The 14,438-nt window shown below is 64.8% G+C and carries 12 protein-coding genes; 4 read left to right on the top strand and 8 right to left on the bottom strand.

Annotation, left to right across the window (positions count from 1 at the left end):
- Positions 1 to 22: 22 nt before the first annotated feature.
- From CEW87_RS00205 to CEW87_RS00190, 4 genes are all read left to right on the top strand, one after another.
- Positions 23 to 997 (top strand): NAD(P)H-dependent flavin oxidoreductase, encoded by a 975-nt coding sequence (locus CEW87_RS00205; protein WP_108971030.1) that lies wholly within the window; start codon positions 23 to 25, stop codon positions 995 to 997.
- Complete coding sequence (locus CEW87_RS00200) at positions 994 to 1,767, top strand: enoyl-CoA hydratase-related protein (protein WP_108971029.1); 774 nt, start codon at positions 994 to 996, stop codon at positions 1,765 to 1,767. The genes CEW87_RS00205 and CEW87_RS00200 overlap by 4 nt, the downstream gene beginning before the upstream one ends.
- A 34-nt stretch (positions 1,768 to 1,801) precedes the next feature.
- On the top strand, positions 1,802 to 2,623 hold the full coding sequence (locus CEW87_RS00195) for an IclR family transcriptional regulator (protein ID WP_234421623.1): 822 nt from the start codon (positions 1,802 to 1,804) through the stop codon (positions 2,621 to 2,623).
- A 145-nt stretch (positions 2,624 to 2,768) separates the two neighbouring features.
- On the top strand, positions 2,769 to 4,412 hold the full coding sequence (locus tag CEW87_RS00190; RefSeq protein WP_108971028.1) for an electron transfer flavoprotein-ubiquinone oxidoreductase: 1,644 nt from the start codon (positions 2,769 to 2,771) through the stop codon (positions 4,410 to 4,412).
- 24 nt (positions 4,413 to 4,436) lie between these two features.
- On the opposite strand, the gene CEW87_RS00185 is transcribed toward CEW87_RS00190, so the two are convergent.
- The 8 genes from CEW87_RS00185 to CEW87_RS00150 all read right to left on the bottom strand — a co-directional run bounded on the left by CEW87_RS00185 (position 4,437) and on the right by CEW87_RS00150 (position 14,205).
- On the bottom strand, positions 4,437 to 4,820 hold the full coding sequence (locus tag CEW87_RS00185) for a ribbon-helix-helix domain-containing protein (RefSeq protein WP_108971027.1): 384 nt from the start codon (positions 4,818 to 4,820) through the stop codon (positions 4,437 to 4,439).
- 84 nt (positions 4,821 to 4,904) lie between these two features.
- Positions 4,905 to 5,483, bottom strand: a complete 579-nt coding sequence (locus CEW87_RS00180) for a DJ-1/PfpI family protein (RefSeq protein WP_108971026.1) — start codon at positions 5,481 to 5,483, stop codon at positions 4,905 to 4,907.
- Between the two features lie 165 nt (positions 5,484 to 5,648).
- Entirely contained in the window at positions 5,649 to 7,151 is a 1,503-nt protein-coding gene (locus CEW87_RS00175; RefSeq protein ID WP_108971025.1) for an aldehyde dehydrogenase family protein, read from the bottom strand.
- A gap of 31 nt (positions 7,152 to 7,182) precedes the next feature.
- On the bottom strand, positions 7,183 to 8,313 hold the full coding sequence (locus tag CEW87_RS00170; protein WP_108971024.1) for a saccharopine dehydrogenase family protein: 1,131 nt from the start codon (positions 8,311 to 8,313) through the stop codon (positions 7,183 to 7,185).
- Positions 8,314 to 8,447: 134 nt separating this feature from the next.
- Positions 8,448 to 10,265, bottom strand: coding sequence for a TRAP transporter permease (locus CEW87_RS00165; RefSeq protein ID WP_199917096.1), 1,818 nt, complete (start codon positions 10,263 to 10,265; stop codon positions 8,448 to 8,450).
- A 90-nt stretch (positions 10,266 to 10,355) separates the two neighbouring features.
- Entirely contained in the window at positions 10,356 to 11,312 is a 957-nt protein-coding gene (locus tag CEW87_RS00160; RefSeq protein ID WP_199917095.1) for a TAXI family TRAP transporter solute-binding subunit, read from the bottom strand.
- Positions 11,313 to 11,600: 288 nt separating this feature from the next.
- Positions 11,601 to 12,104 (bottom strand): DUF302 domain-containing protein, encoded by a 504-nt coding sequence (locus tag CEW87_RS00155; protein ID WP_108971021.1) that lies wholly within the window; start codon positions 12,102 to 12,104, stop codon positions 11,601 to 11,603.
- Positions 12,105 to 12,117: 13 nt separating this feature from the next.
- Positions 12,118 to 14,205 carry a TonB-dependent receptor family protein gene (locus tag CEW87_RS00150; protein WP_108971020.1) on the bottom strand — a complete coding sequence of 696 codons (2,088 nt, stop codon included), beginning with the start codon at positions 14,203 to 14,205 and terminating at the stop codon, positions 12,118 to 12,120.
- Between the last annotated feature and the right edge of the window lie 233 nt (positions 14,206 to 14,438).

Raw genomic sequence — 14,438 nt, 5'->3', positions numbered from 1 at the left:
ACATGTTCTGGAGACTTTTTGAATGACTCACCCCGTTGTTGCTGGTCTATACGATCAGATGAGCCTTCCGGTGATCTGCTCGCCGATGTTCATCATCTCCAACCCGGCGCTGGTCATTGCCCAGTGCACCAGTGGCGTGATCGGCTCCTTTCCTGCCCTGAATGCGCGTCCCCAGTCGCAGCTTGACGAGTGGCTGGACGAGATCGGCAGCGGGCTCGAAGGCTTCCGCCGGGACAACCCGGGCGCCCGGGTCGCACCCTTCGCGGTGAACCAGATCGTGCATCAGTCGAACGAACGACTCGATGCCGACATGGAGAGCTGCGTGCGTCATCGGGTACCGCTGATCATCACCAGCCTGCGCGCGCCGGGCGATGTGGTTTCTGCGGCACATTCATACGGTGGCAAGGTGTTTCACGACGTCACGAGCGTGCGCCACGCAGAGAAAGCGGTCGAAGCCGGCGTCGATGGTTTGATTCTGGTCTGTGCCGGCGCGGGTGGCCATGCCGGTACGCTGAGCCCGTTTGCGCTGGTGCGTGAGGTGCGGCGCTTCTTCGATGGTCCGATCGCGCTCTCCGGGGCGATCGCAAACGGCGGCGCCATACTTGCTGCGCGTTCGATGGGGGCGGATTTCGCGTATATCGGCACCCGCTTCATCGCCAGCGAAGAGGCGAATGCGGTCGACGAGTACAAGCGGATGCTGGTCGACAGCAGTGCCGCCGACATCGTCTACACCCCGTATTTCACCGGGGTGCATGGCAATTATCTCAAGCCCAGCATCGTTGCCTCCGGGCTTGATCCGGACGACCTTCCCCACGCAGACAAGACCTCCATGAATTTTGGCAGTAATCGGGTCAAGCCCTGGAAGGACGTGTGGGGTGCCGGGCAAGGGGTGGGGAGCATCGACCGGATTCAGCCTACGCGGGAAATCGTGGCACAGCTGAAGCAGGAGTTTCATCAGGCACGCAGCAGTGTATTGGCTCAGGAGTGGAACGTATGACAAGGGTTCTGGAAACGCGCACCGGTGGCGTACTGCGCCTCACCATTAACCGGCCCGAGGTGCGCAATGCGCTCGATGGCGCGACCTATCGTGGGCTGACGGCAGCGCTGGCCGCCGCGGATGCCGATGCCGAGATCGCTGCGGTGGTGCTGACCGGAGCAGGGGGGCATTTCACTGCCGGGAACGACCTCAAGGATTTTCAGCAGCCACGTGAGGGCGAGGACCGCCCGGCTGCGGCCTTTCTGCGTCAGCTTGCAGCGTTCGGCAAACCGCTCATCGCCGCGGTGGAAGGCTCGGCGGTCGGTATCGGGGTGACGCTGCTGCTGCACTGCGATTTCGTCTATGCCGGCGACACGGCGCGCTTCAGGATGCCCTTCGTCCCCTTGGGGCTGACGCCGGAGGGCGGCTCCAGCCTGCTGTTGCCAAAGCTCGTTGGCGTGCGCAAGGCGAGGGACTGGCTGCTGCGCGGGCGGGCATTCGATACTGTCGAAGCGCTCGATGCGGGATTGCTGACCGGGGCTGTGGCCGCCGGCACTGCGCTTGCAGAGGCAGAAAAGGTCGCACAGGAACTGGCTGGATTGCCTGCCGAAGCGGTGCGCCTGACCAAGGCCATGCTGCACGGCCGGGAGCGGAGCGACCTGAGCGACACCCTCGCCGAGGAGTTCGTCATCTTCTCCGCACGCCTGCACAGCGCCGAAGCACAGGCCGCGTTCGCAGGATTCTTTGCTGCGCGTGAAGTCCCTTCGCCGCAAACCGACGCGACGACATAAAATCACGAACCGGGGACGGAGGAGAGGAGGTTTCATGACGCTGGAGACAAAGGACGACATGATGGTCGATGAAGGCGAACGCAAGAGTAACGCCAAGGAGGATCGCCATTTTGTGACGGCGCTCGCGCGCGGGCTGGAGGTCCTGTCCAGTTTCCGGTCAGGCGAGCGCCTGATGGGCAATAACGAAATTGCGGAGGCCTGCGGATTGCCGCGCTCCACCGCAACGCGGCTGACCTACACGCTGACGAAGCTCGGTTACCTTCACTACGTCCCGAGTGCCGGCAAATATCGTCTTGGTACGGCGACCCTCGCGCTCGGTAGCGCCATGCTGTCCAAGCTCGATGTGCGCCAGATCGCGCGCCCCTTGATGCAGGAACTGGCGGATTTTTCCAAGACCATGGTCTCCCTCGGCGTACGCGACAAGCTGAGCATGATCTATGTGGAGAACTGCCGGAGCCACTCCGCCCTGACCTTGAGCCTCGATGTCGGGTCGCGTATTCCGATCGCGACCACTGCGATGGGACGCGCCTACCTGGCGATGTGCTCCGAATCCGAACGGCGCGAGGTCCTGGGGAGCGTTCGCGAACTCGACGAGCTTGCCTGGCCGCGGATTCGCGAAGGCGTGGACAAGGGGCTGGCCGAATTTCGCGATATCGGTTGCTGCACCTCTTTTGGGGACTGGCAACGGGACGTGAATGCGATTGCCATGGCATTCAGCCCCGGTGAAGGGCTGCCACCGATGTCGATCAACTGCGGTGGTCCGTCCTTCAAGCTCGCGCCCGAGTTCCTCCTGAATGAGGTCAGGCCGCGTCTGGTCGAGATGGTACGACTCCTCGAGGCCCGCCTCGGGCGCTGATCGTCCGGCTGCCGGGGATGGGTGGCGCGCCATGCTCCGCCCCCGGCAGTTTCCCTGAACTGAACCCCCATCGTGTCGGGCTTGGCCCGAGGCGTACGCGCGCCTGCGCGCGCCCGACGGCAAAAAAAAGCAGAGGAATATCGTCATGCAACGTGAATCAATGGAGTTCGATGTACTGATCGTCGGTGGCGGTCCCGCCGGTCTGGCCGCAGCGATCCGGCTCAAGCAACTGGCCGTCGCCAAGTCGCTCGATCTCTCGGTTTGCCTCATCGAGAAGGCGGCCGAAATCGGTGCGCATACGCTCTCGGGTGCGGTAATGGACACCAGGGCGCTGACCGAACTGATTCCGGACTGGAAAGAGCAGGGTGCTCCGCTCAAGACCGAAGTCACCGAGGATCGCGTGCTCTTTCTGTCCGAGAGCGGTGCACGTGCGATGCCAAACGCCTTGCTGCCCGACTGCTTCGTAAACCACGGCAACTACATCGTGCGCCTGGGGAATGTCGTCAAATGGCTTGGTGAGCAGGCGGAGGCGCTGGGTGTTGAGGTCTATCCCGGGTTTGCCGGTGCCGAACTGCTGTTCGACGAGCAGGGGCGGGTCAAGGGCGTTGCGACCGGAGACATGGGGCTGACGCGTGAAGGCGAACAAGGGCCAAACTATCAGCCTGGAATGGAGTTGCACGCCCGCTACACCCTGTTTGCAGAAGGTTGCCGCGGACACCTCGGCAAGCAGCTGGAGGCGCACTTCGACCTTCGCCGGGAAGCCGATCCCCAGACCTACGGTATCGGGATCAAGGAGTTGTGGGAGGTGCCCGCGGGCCAGCACCAGCCGGGTCTGGTGGTGCATACGGCGGGCTGGCCGATGGACAATGCGACTTACGGCGGAGGCTTCGTCTATCACCTTGAGGACAACCTGGTTGCAGTTGGCTACGTCGTGGGGCTGGGCTATACGAATCCCTACCTGGCACCTTTTGAAGAGTTCCAGCGCTACAAGACCCATCCCGAGATTCGCCGTTTCCTCGAGGGCGGAAAACGGCTGTCCTACGGTGCGCGCGCGATTGCTGCGGGCGGGCTGCAGAGTCTTCCAAAACTGACTTTCGCAGGCGGGGCCCTGATCGGCGACGACGCCGGTTTTCTGAACGCAGCGCGCATCAAGGGCAGTCACGCTGCCATCAAGAGTGGCATGCTGGCCGCAGACGCTGCGTTCGAGGCGCTTGCCGACGAGCGCGCCGATGCCGACCTTGCCGCCTACCCGCAGGCGTTTCGTCAGAGCTGGCTGCACGAGGAGTTGCACAAGACGCGCAATTTCAAGCCCTACATGAAGAAGGGCCTGTATCTGGGCTCCCTGCTGTTTGGCGCCGAGCAGATGCTGTTCAAGGGTAAGGTGCCGTGGACACTGCGCAACTCCGCAGATCACACCGCGCTCAGGCCTGCTGCGGAATGTCGGCCGATCGACTATCCAAAGCCGGACGGAAAGCTTTCGTTCGATCGTCTGTCTTCGGTGTTTCTGTCCAACACCAACCATGAGGAGTCGCAGCCGTGCCACCTGCAACTGAAGGATGGCACGGTCCCGATCGCGATCAATCTCGCCACCTACGATGCTCCCGAGCAGCGCTACTGCCCTGCGGGGGTGTATGAAATCGTGCGTGAAGCCGAGGGCAGCTCACCCCGGCTCCAGATCAATGCCCAGAATTGCGTGCATTGCAAAACCTGCGACATCAAGGACCCCACGCAGAACATCAACTGGGTCGTGCCGCAGGGCGGAGAGGGGCCGATCTATCAGGGCATGTAACCGGGCCCACGGGGCCGCCTGGCGTCAGGCCACGCTGCGCACGCGCGCGAGTGGCAGTGGCGCTCGCTGTTCGCCGGCCAGCACCGCGTCGGCGTCGAGCGAGCCGATGGGTACTGCGCGGTCGGCCGGAATCAGGCCGGTGACTTCGAGTTCGAGGTAACGGGTGCAGCTCACGCGCAGGAAGGAGGTGAAGTTGCTTCGATCCTGCAGCTTGCCTGCGGCCGTCAGTTCGTCGTGCAGGCGGGTGACCAGTTGCGGCACGGTGAGCCCGTCGCGCTGGCCGATTTCCTCCAGCACCTGCCAGAAGATGTTCTCCAGACGGATGCTCGTGGCGACGCCGCGCAGCCTGATCGAGCGGGCGCGGCAGGCGTAGAGGTCGGGTTCTGCGTGGGTGAAGATCTGGCACATGTGCTGGTCCGCCGGGCAGTATTCTCCATGGCATTGTAGGCGCAGGCCCGGTGTGTTGCGACACCGGGCCGCGCCGGACATCGCTTAATGGGTGATGCGGGTGCCGAGCAGGGTCAGGAACTGGGCGAGCCATGCCGGATGTGCAGGCCACGCCGGAGCGGTGACCAGGTTGCCGTCGGTGACGGCCTGGTCGATGGGGATGTCGGCATAGGTGCCGCCGCCAAGCTCGACATCATGCCGGCAGGCCGGGTAGGCCGAGCAGGTGCGACCCTCGAGCACGCGCGCGCCGGCCAGCAGCTGAGCGCCGTGACACACGGCGGCGACCGGCTTGTTGGCGGTGAAGAAGTGGCGCACGGCAGCGACGACCTTGTCGTTGAGGCGCAGGTACTCGGGGCCGCGACCGCCGGGAATCACCAGTGCGTCGTAGCTTGCGGGGTCGATCTCGTCGAAGCTCGCGTTGAGGCTGAAGTTGTGGCCACGCTTTTCGGTGTAGGTCTGGTCGCCCTCGAAGTCGTGAATTGCGGTGGCGATGGTTTCGCCCGCCTTCTTGCCCGGACACACGGCATGCACCGTATGGCCGACTGCGAGCAGGGTCTGGAAGGGCACCATGGTTTCATAGTCTTCGCAGAAATCGCCGCAGATCATCAGGATTTTCTTGCCCATTGTCGTCTCCTCGAATTATTTGCCGATTGTGTCAGCGATGCAGGCCACTGCAGGTGGCCGTGCATCGGCAGGCAAAGTCTGGGCGAATTGCCTGCGCCCGGGGTGGTATCCGGTTGTGACGTCCGCGCGTCCCCATGCTCCGTGCTCACGGCGCAGACACGGCCCTCAGGAAGTCCCGAAGTTCACGCCCTGGGCCAGCGGCAACTGCGTCGAGAAGTTGATGGTGGCGGTCGAGCGCCGCATGTAGCCGCGCCAGGCGTCGGAGCCCGACTCGCGCCCGCCACCGGTCTCTTTCTCGCCGCCGAAGGCGCCCCCGATTTCGGCGCCGCTGGTGCCCACGTTCACATTGGCAATGCCGCAGTCGCTGCCCACTGCCGACAGGAACTGCTCGGCCTCGAGCAGGTCGCGGGTGAAAATCGCCGACGACAGGCCCTGAGGTACGGCATTGTGGCGTTCGATCGCTTCGTCGAGATCGGTGTATTCGAAGCAGTACAGAATGGGCGCGAAGGTCTCCTCCAGGCTGTTGCGCAGGCTGTCCGTGCCTTCCACGATGGCCGGCCTTGCGTACCAGGCCTGGGGGTAGCGATCGCTCAGTACGCGTTCGCCACCGGTGATCGCTGCGCCCTGCGCGCGCGCCGCTTGCAGGGCAAAGGTCATGCTCTCGAAGGCCTGACGGTCGATCAGCGGGCCGATCAGGGTGTCGGGCTCGCGCGGGTCGCCAATCACGAGGCCGGTCCAGGCCTTCTTCAGTCGCGCAAGCACTTCGTCGCGCACCTGCTGGTGAAGGAAGACCCTGCGCGTGCTGGTGCAGCGCTGTCCGGCGGTGCCGACCGCGCCAAAGGTGATCGCCTGCAGTGCGAGTTCGAGATCGGCGCTTGGCGCAACGATGATGGCGTTGTTGCCGCCGAGCTCGAGAATGGTGCGCCCGAAGCGCTGCGCCACCCGCGGCCCGACCTGTCGCCCCATGTTGCAGCTGCCCGTGGCGCTGATCAGGGGCACGCGAGGATCGTCCACCAGCAGGCTGCCGGTGTCGTTGTTGCCGATCAGCACGCATGAGAGCCCCGGCGGCACGTCGTCCATGTCGCTCGCGGCCCGCTCGAGCAGGTGCTGGCAGGCCAGCGCGCACAGGGGCGTCTTGATCGAAGGTTTCCAGATGATGCTGTCACCGCACACCAGCGCGAGTGCGGCATTCCACGACCACACTGCCATCGGGAAGTTGAAGGCGCTGATGATGCCCACCGGCCCGAGCGGGTGCCAGGTTTCGCGCAGGGCGTGCAGCGGGCGCTCGGAGGCGATGGTGCGGCCGTAGAGCTGACGCGACAGGCCGACCGCGAAATCGCAGATGTCGATCATCTCCTGCACCTCGCCTTCACCTTCGGCGATGATCTTGCCGCACTCAAGCGTGATCAGCGCCCCGAGCACGGGTTTGTGCTCACGCAGCAGCAGGCCGAAGCGGCGGATCAGCTCTCCCCTGCGCGGCGCGGGCACACGGCGCCAGCTATCGAAGGCGCGGCTGGCGAGGGCGATCTTGGTGTCGACGATGTCCGCCGTGTCGGGGGCGAGCTGGGCCAGTCGTGTTCCGTCGATGGGAGAGACCACCCACACGTCGCCGGCGCGGAGCACCGAGGTGTCGATGCCGAGATGACGAAAGATATCGTGCGTATTCATCCTGTTCTCCTTGAGCATGGGCGCGGCCGGGCTACATCGTCCTGCACTCGCCGCCGGTCGAAGCCGAGTCGGGTTCGACGCCATCGATCATGAAATTGCGTCCGAATCGATTGCACATGAAATCGTCGAAGCGGATGTCCTCCTGGCGCACGAATCCGCGTTCGGGCAAGCGGCCTTCGACGAGCAGGTCCAGGGCGGCGCACAGGGCGCTGGCAGTGGTGATCTGGATCGCGCTGCGCAGGGTGCCGTTGATGCTGCAGCTGTAGATCTTGCGGGCGAAGGTCTCCTGCATCAGGCGGCCTTCGCGCATGCCGCTGACGTTGACGAACACCAGCACCACGTCCTGCATCGTCACCGGAATCGCCGCTTCGAGAATGTCCTTGAGCAGGTCCCGGCGCTCGCCCAGGCGCAGGTCGTGGAGCAGCAGCTTCATCACGTCGCGGTGTCCGTGGTAGCGCACCGTGCGGTAGTTGAGGTTTCTCACCCGGCCCTTGAGGGTGTCGCACAGCGTGCCGAGTCCGCCCGAGGTGTTGAAGGCTTCGTAGCTGTCGCCGTCGAGCGAGAAGTGCTCCAGTTCCTCGAGCGCGGGCATCTCGCGGCGCTCGCCGTTGACGATGGCTTCGCACGGGTTGAGATACTCGTTGATCAGCCCGTCAGTGCTCCAGGTGAGGTTGTACTTGAGCGCGTTCGACGGAAAGCGGGGCAGGGCGCCGACCCGCATGTGCACGTTGTGCAGGGTGTCGAAGCGGGTGCACAGATCATGGGCCGCGATCGAGATGAAACCGGGGGCGAGACCACACTGCGGCATCAGCACCGTGCTGGCATCCTGAGCCAGGTCGCGAATGCTGTGTGCGCTGGCGACGTCTTCGGTGAGGTCGAAGTAGTGCACGCCGGCACCGACCGCCGCCTGCGCCAGGCGTGCGCTCATGCCGAAGGGGCTGGCGTTGATCAGCGCGTACTTGTTGGCAAGGATCGGGGACAGTGCAGCGTCGTCATGGGCGTCGAGCGTTTCCACCGTCAGCGCCGGGAGGGCTGCGGAAAGGCGGCCGAGTGCGTCGCTATCGCGATCTGCCACGGTGACCTCATAGTCTCCGCAGGCACTCAGCAAGTCTGCAATCACTGCACCGATCTTGCCAGCCCCGACGATCAGGATCTGCTTCATGGCGTCCTCCCTGCAGGCATTGACCTGCTTCAGGGTGGGACATCATGGTGCCGAAATGGTGCCGGAACACCCGGGAGCGGCCAGGACAGCCGCCGGGCTGCGCCCGGCGACATCAAACGCTCGCCGGCGCTGTTTCAGATGCCGAAGGCGAAGATCACCACCATGCCCGCGGCCACCCACAGCGCACGCACGGTCATGGCTTCGCGGTGGATCAGGCCACGGCTCACCATCCACACACCGATGCCGATCTTCACGCATGCTGCGAGCGCCAGCCATGGGGTCGAGCCGAGGGCGGTCAGCGAGGGGTTGGCGACGAAGGCAAGCGGCACGATGTAAAGGCCGACGCCGAGCGTCATGGCATGCCACGCAACCTTCAGCCACGGGGCGCCTGCCATGCCCGCCGCGATGAAGACCGCGCCGCACACTGGCGGGGTAATCGTCGACAGCAGCGCAAACCAGAAGATGAACAGGTGGGCCTGAAGCGGCGGCAGCCCGATCTCCATCAGCGCCGGGCCTGCAACGGCCACGCAGATGACATAGGCGGCGGTAGTCGGGACTTCCATGCCCAGAATCAGGCAGGCCAGGCCGGTCAGCAGCAAGGCCCCCCACAGGTTGCCGCCCGACAGGCCCAGGATCAGCGACGTGATCTTGACCCCGAGGCCGGTCATGTTGAGCACGCCGATGATCAGGCCTGCACACAGGATGATGGCGGCGATGGTGGCGATCTGGCGCGCGGCATTGACCGCGGCCTCCACCAGTCGGCTGGCCCAGCGTGTCAGTGATGGACGCAGTTTGTCGTTGAACAGGAGCAGTGCGGCGCTGGCACCCGTGGCGGCGGCCCCCGCGTACTGCGGCGTATTGCCGGACAGAAAAAGGATGCCCAGCAGCAGCCCGAAAGGAACGAGGAAGAACAGGACCAGCTTCGCCACGCGGGCAAAGGGCGGAATGTCTTCGGCACGCATTGGCTCGAGGCCATAGCGACGACCATACAGGTCACAGCCTGCCCACACGCCCCAGAAGAACAGCACCGCCGGCAGCAGGGCCGCCATCAGGATTTCGTTGTAGGTGGTGCGCAGTAACTCGACCATGATGAAGGCGCCAGCGCCCATTACCGGCGGCATGATCTGGCCGCCGGACGAGGCCACCGCTTCCACGGCGGCAGCGAGCGCGGGCGGGTAACCGAGGCGCTTCATCGTCGGCAGCGTGATCGCACCGGTGGACGCCACGTTGGCCGATGCCGAACCGGAGATCGAACCGAACAGTGCGGACGAGAGCACCGAAACCTTGGCTGCGCCCGCGCGCAGGCGGCCTGCGAGCGCGATTGACGCGGCCATGAAGCCCTGGCCGCCTTCGCCTGCGCCGATCACCGCCCCCAGGATGACGAACACCGCGACGACTTCGGCCGAGGTGCCGGTCAGGCTGCCCCACAAGCCGCCTTCGGTAATCGTCAGCGTACCCAGGAAGCTGGCCAGCGGAATGCCCGCATGGCCGAGTTCGCCCGGAAGGTACTGCCCGAAAAGGCCGTAGAGCAGGGCCAGCGCCGCGGTTGAGGGCATGGCCCATTTCACCTGCCGTCGCGCCATCTCGAGTGCCAGCAGGATCAGTCCCCAGGCCACCACGAACTGCATCGTGCCGCGCAGGCGTCCGTACTGTTCGTCCAGCACTTCGTACTGAACCAGCACATAGATGCAGGCGGCGAGACCGAAGGCGCACAGGGCTACATCGACGACCCGGCGCCAGCCAGTGGCAGGCTGCGCGGTAAAGATGAAGACGAAGGGCAGCACCGCAATGATGTGTAGCGGCCGGCTCACCAGGTGGGGGATCAGGCCGGCCGTGACCAGCCACAGGTGATAGGCCACCGAGGCAAAGGCGAGCAGCACCATTACGGAATGCAGGGACAGGAATGGGTGCCGGGGCGCTGCGGCGGCTGCAGCCGGTGAGGTGTCAGTCATGGTCTGGAAGAAGTGACGCCCGCATGAAGTGCGGGCGTTGAATGGAACAAAGCAGGGCAGCGTCCGCAGACGCTGCACACTCGGGCAGTGTTACTTCAGCCGATCCGGCACGGCAATGCCGGCTTCGGTGTAGTACTTGAGCGCACCCGGATGAAGCTTCACGGTGATGTTGTCGAGCAGATCCGGCACGACGCCCTTCCACCACGGGTTGGTCTTCGCCATGTCGGCGAGCCCCTGCCAGTAGCTGCGCGTCAGCTGATACGCCGTGGCGTCGTCCATGTCCGTCAGGGCGTAGGAGATCACCGGCAAGGAGGTGGTGACCACGTCCTCGGTCATGCCCGGGTAGGTGCCCTTCGGGATCACCATGCGGCTGTGCCCGGTGGTCTTGATCTGTTCGTCGCTCATCGACAGCAGGTGCACCGGCGAGCTCGCCGCCACTTCGACCACGTTGGGGGCCGGCCAGGAGCCGGCAGTGGCAAAACCGTCGACCTGGCGGTTCTTCATCGCTGCACCGGCGCCGGAGAGTTCGATGTCGATGACGTCGAGCTTGCCTTCGAGGCCAAACTGCTTGAAGTTGCGGGTGGCCTCGGCAGCGCCGAACGAGCCCTTGCCGGTGACGAAGCGCTTGCCGGCGAGATCGGCAAAGGTCTTGACGCCGGCATCGTCGCGTACCACGTAGTGCATGGTCAGCGAGGGGATCGGGAACAGCGCGCGGATCTTCTTGAACGTGGCCTCTTCCGGGTCAAAGGGCTTTTCGCCGGCGACCGCCTTGTCGATGAGCGAGGGCGGCGAGGTGAACATGTAGTGCTTGCCTCGTGCGGCGGACTCCATCACGTTCTGCACCGAACCCTGGCTTTCCTCGACGGTGACGATGATGTCGCCCGCGCTGGTCTTCTTGACGGTCTCGCCGATCTGCACGGCCATCTGATAGTACGAGGTGCCGGCCTTGGCCGCCTTGAAGGTGACGCGGGTTTCTGCGGACGCGACCGTGGTTGCGAACGCGAGTGCCAGGCTTGCGCCGAGGGTTGCAATGCTTCGAAGCTTCATCTTCATCTCCGTTGTTGGCGTGATGTCCGCTGTCAGAGGACCGGTCGGGCGCAGAGACTGCCGCGTGCTTCTCTTTCTCGGGCGGTTTCGCCGATCGGGCCATGGGCCACCGGATAGCGGGCGGGTACTATCGCACAAATGGGTCGTTTCGCGCACCAGTTTCGGCATATTCAGGCTCATTCAAAGGCCTTGGCCGGGCGCTGTCTGGCGCAGATCGCCTGAGCGGGGGGTATGGCTTAGGGGGTAGGTGCGCGTCCGCTGCGCGAAAGACGACGCCGGGCGGCGCGATCAGCGCCCTGCGGGGGAGGCCGCATGCTGAAATTGTGCTGCGGTGCGTGTTGCAATCCGGGCCAGCAGTGCATCGGCGGCACCGCCGCCCGCTGAATCGATACTGCGGCGGTAGCCGAGATACACGGTGCGCCTGTCGGCTGGAAGGCTGTAGACCGCGATCGACAACGGACAGTGGGCGATGTTGTGCGCCGACTCGGTCGCCAGTTTCGCGGCAATGACTGCGCTGCAGAAGGTGTAGATCCGGGCTTCGGCGTAGAGGTCGGCGCGGTGGCCGAGTTCGGGTGCGGTGCGCGCCAGCATGTCGCCGAAGTGGCTTTCGGACGGTGCCGTGATGCCTTCTTCCGCAATCGCGTCGGTGAGCGCAATGCTGACATCGTCGACAGCGGCGTTCTCGATGGCGAGGGTGACCGCGTCGGCGGCCCGGGTGCAGGGCGCTGCCACCAGGGCACAGGCCATGCTGATGGCAAGCAGGGTCTTGCGGTAGCGCTGTGGCGTGCTCATGGGGGGCGACGGTTCAGAAGCGGTAGGTGGCGCGAACCCCGCCATACACGCTGCGCCCGGGGCCCGGTTCGTAATAGCGGCCGTTGCGGTCGCCGACGATCACCGAGCCGACGTACTTGCGGTCGAAGACGTTGTCCAGTCGCAGCAACTGGTTGAAGGTCCAGGGGCCGGACTGCTGCTCTGTGCCAAGGCGCAGGTTGACCAGGGTGTAGGCGGGCGCGGGGTGATCGTCATTGTCGTCATTGACCTGCACCTTGCTCCGATGCACTGCCTCAATGGCGCTGCTCAGGCCGGCAAAGGGTTTCCACGCCAGTTCGGCATAGGCCGAAACCGCAGGCACGCCGGGAATGCGATTGCCAGATTCCACCGTGCCGAAGGCTTCGTCATACACCGCGCGCATGAAGGTCAGCGCACCACGCACGCTCAGGGTGCGGGTCAGCCCGCTCTCAGCCGCCAGTTCAAGCCCATGACGCAGGGTCTGCCCCGCATTGGTGTAGTCGGTTCTGCCACCGCTCGAACCCGCGACCACGATTTCATCCTCCGTACGGATCTGGAACAGGGCTGCGTTGATGCGGCCGGTTTCGCCCACGTAGGCCTTGAGGCCCAGCTCCATCTGGCGGCTGCGCGAGGGCTTGAGGTCGAAGTTGAAGCCACCGGCGGCTGAATACGAGAGCTCGGTCAGGGTCGGGGTCTCGAAGCCGGTGCCGATGCTGGCGTACACGTTGAGCAGCGGTGTCGCCCGCCACAGCACGCCGAACGCCGGCGTGGTCTTGCGGTAGCGCACCGTGCCGCTGTCGTCGCCATTGGCGCCGACGATGAAGTTGTCGTCCACGTCGAACTTCACGTTGCTGTGACGCACGCCCAGCGACCAGTCCCAGTCGCCCTGCTGCCAGCTGGCCTGCACGTAGGGGTCGAGACTGGTGACGGTGTCGATCTCGTCGCGGCGCAACTCACCCTTTACCCCCAGCGTGTTGCCGATGAAGTTCTGGTAGCCCTGGCGGTCGTCCTGCGAACGGTCGTAGTCGAAACCGGTGGTGACCGTCAGCTTGCCGTGCTCCAGCGTGCGCTGTGCGATCCAGCGCGCGCCGAAACCATGGAAGTCGCGATCGAAATCGATGATGCCGCCGGCCTGGGTGATGGCGCTCTGCGCCACTTTCGGAATGGATTGATACTGGATCACGCTGCGTTGCCCGGCGTAGGCCTGCAACTGCAGTCTGTCCTCGCCGAAGCGGCGTTCGTACACGGCGCCGCCCTGCATGTGTTCGATGCTCTTTCGTGTCTGATACTGCAGTGCGATGTCCTCAACCGCGGTGTCGTCACGCTTCCAGGTGTTCCAGGTGAGGCCGAGCGGGTCCTCGGTGTCGGGCTGGCGCAGGCCGCTGGCGATCAGGGTCAGCTTGCTGTCCTCGTCCGGGTTCAGCGTCAGCTTGGCAAAGCCCTGGTCGCGCGTTGCCGCGCTGTAGCGGCGCTCGCCATCGGTCTCGAAGTGCGAGGCGTCGAGCACGTAGCCAATCCCGTTCTTCTCGCCTTCGGCGCCGATGTCGATCTTCAGCGTGCCGTGATCGCCGCCGGCGATGCCGCCACTCACGCGCGGCGTGCCTTTGCCGTCGCGCGAAAACAGTTGAATGACACCGCCTGCATGGTTGCCGTAGATGCTTGAAAACGGGCCGCGCAGCACTTCGATCCGTTCCGCGGTATCGAGGTTGAAGGTGGCCGCCTGGCCCTGGCCGTCGGGGTTGGACGCCGGGATGCCGTCCGCGATCAGCTTCACCCCGCGCACACCGAAGGCGGCGCGGGCACCAAAGCCGCGAACCGAGATCTGCAGATCCTGCGCATAGTTCTGCCGGTTCTGCACCACCACCCCGGGCACGCCTGCAAGCACTTCAGAAACGTTCACCCGCAACCCCTCGGCCGCGTTCTCCGACAACGGTACACCTTCGACCGAATAGGGCACGTCGAATGGTGAAACCTCCACCCGGCTGCCGGTGATGACGATCGTGCTCAGGGTCTGCTCTTCGGCCCCGGCAGCGCCGGCAGCGAGGCCGAGTGAAAGGATGGCGGCCAGCCGAAGCGGGGTCGTGCGGAGTTGGCGGTGGTCCATGGTCCGGATCCTGATCGATTGTGTATCGCGGTCTGGCACCTCGCCATCCGCCGATGCTCCCCACTTTATTGGGTTTCGCGTCGAGCGGCCTCAGTACGTTCGCCGAAACCGTCTCATGAAAATCATGAGATCGCGCGCTGGCACTGGCTGGACGCCTGGCGTGGGCGGACATGGCCTGCTTGAATGCCGGAGCAAGGGGCGGTCGATGGCGCCCGTAGATGCAAAAAAAAGGG

The sequence above is a fragment of the Parazoarcus communis genome (assembly GCF_003111665.1).
In the GTDB taxonomy this organism is placed as follows: domain Bacteria; phylum Pseudomonadota; class Gammaproteobacteria; order Burkholderiales; family Rhodocyclaceae; genus Parazoarcus; species Parazoarcus communis_B.
This window is presented reverse-complemented; position numbering and strand designations above follow the sequence as displayed.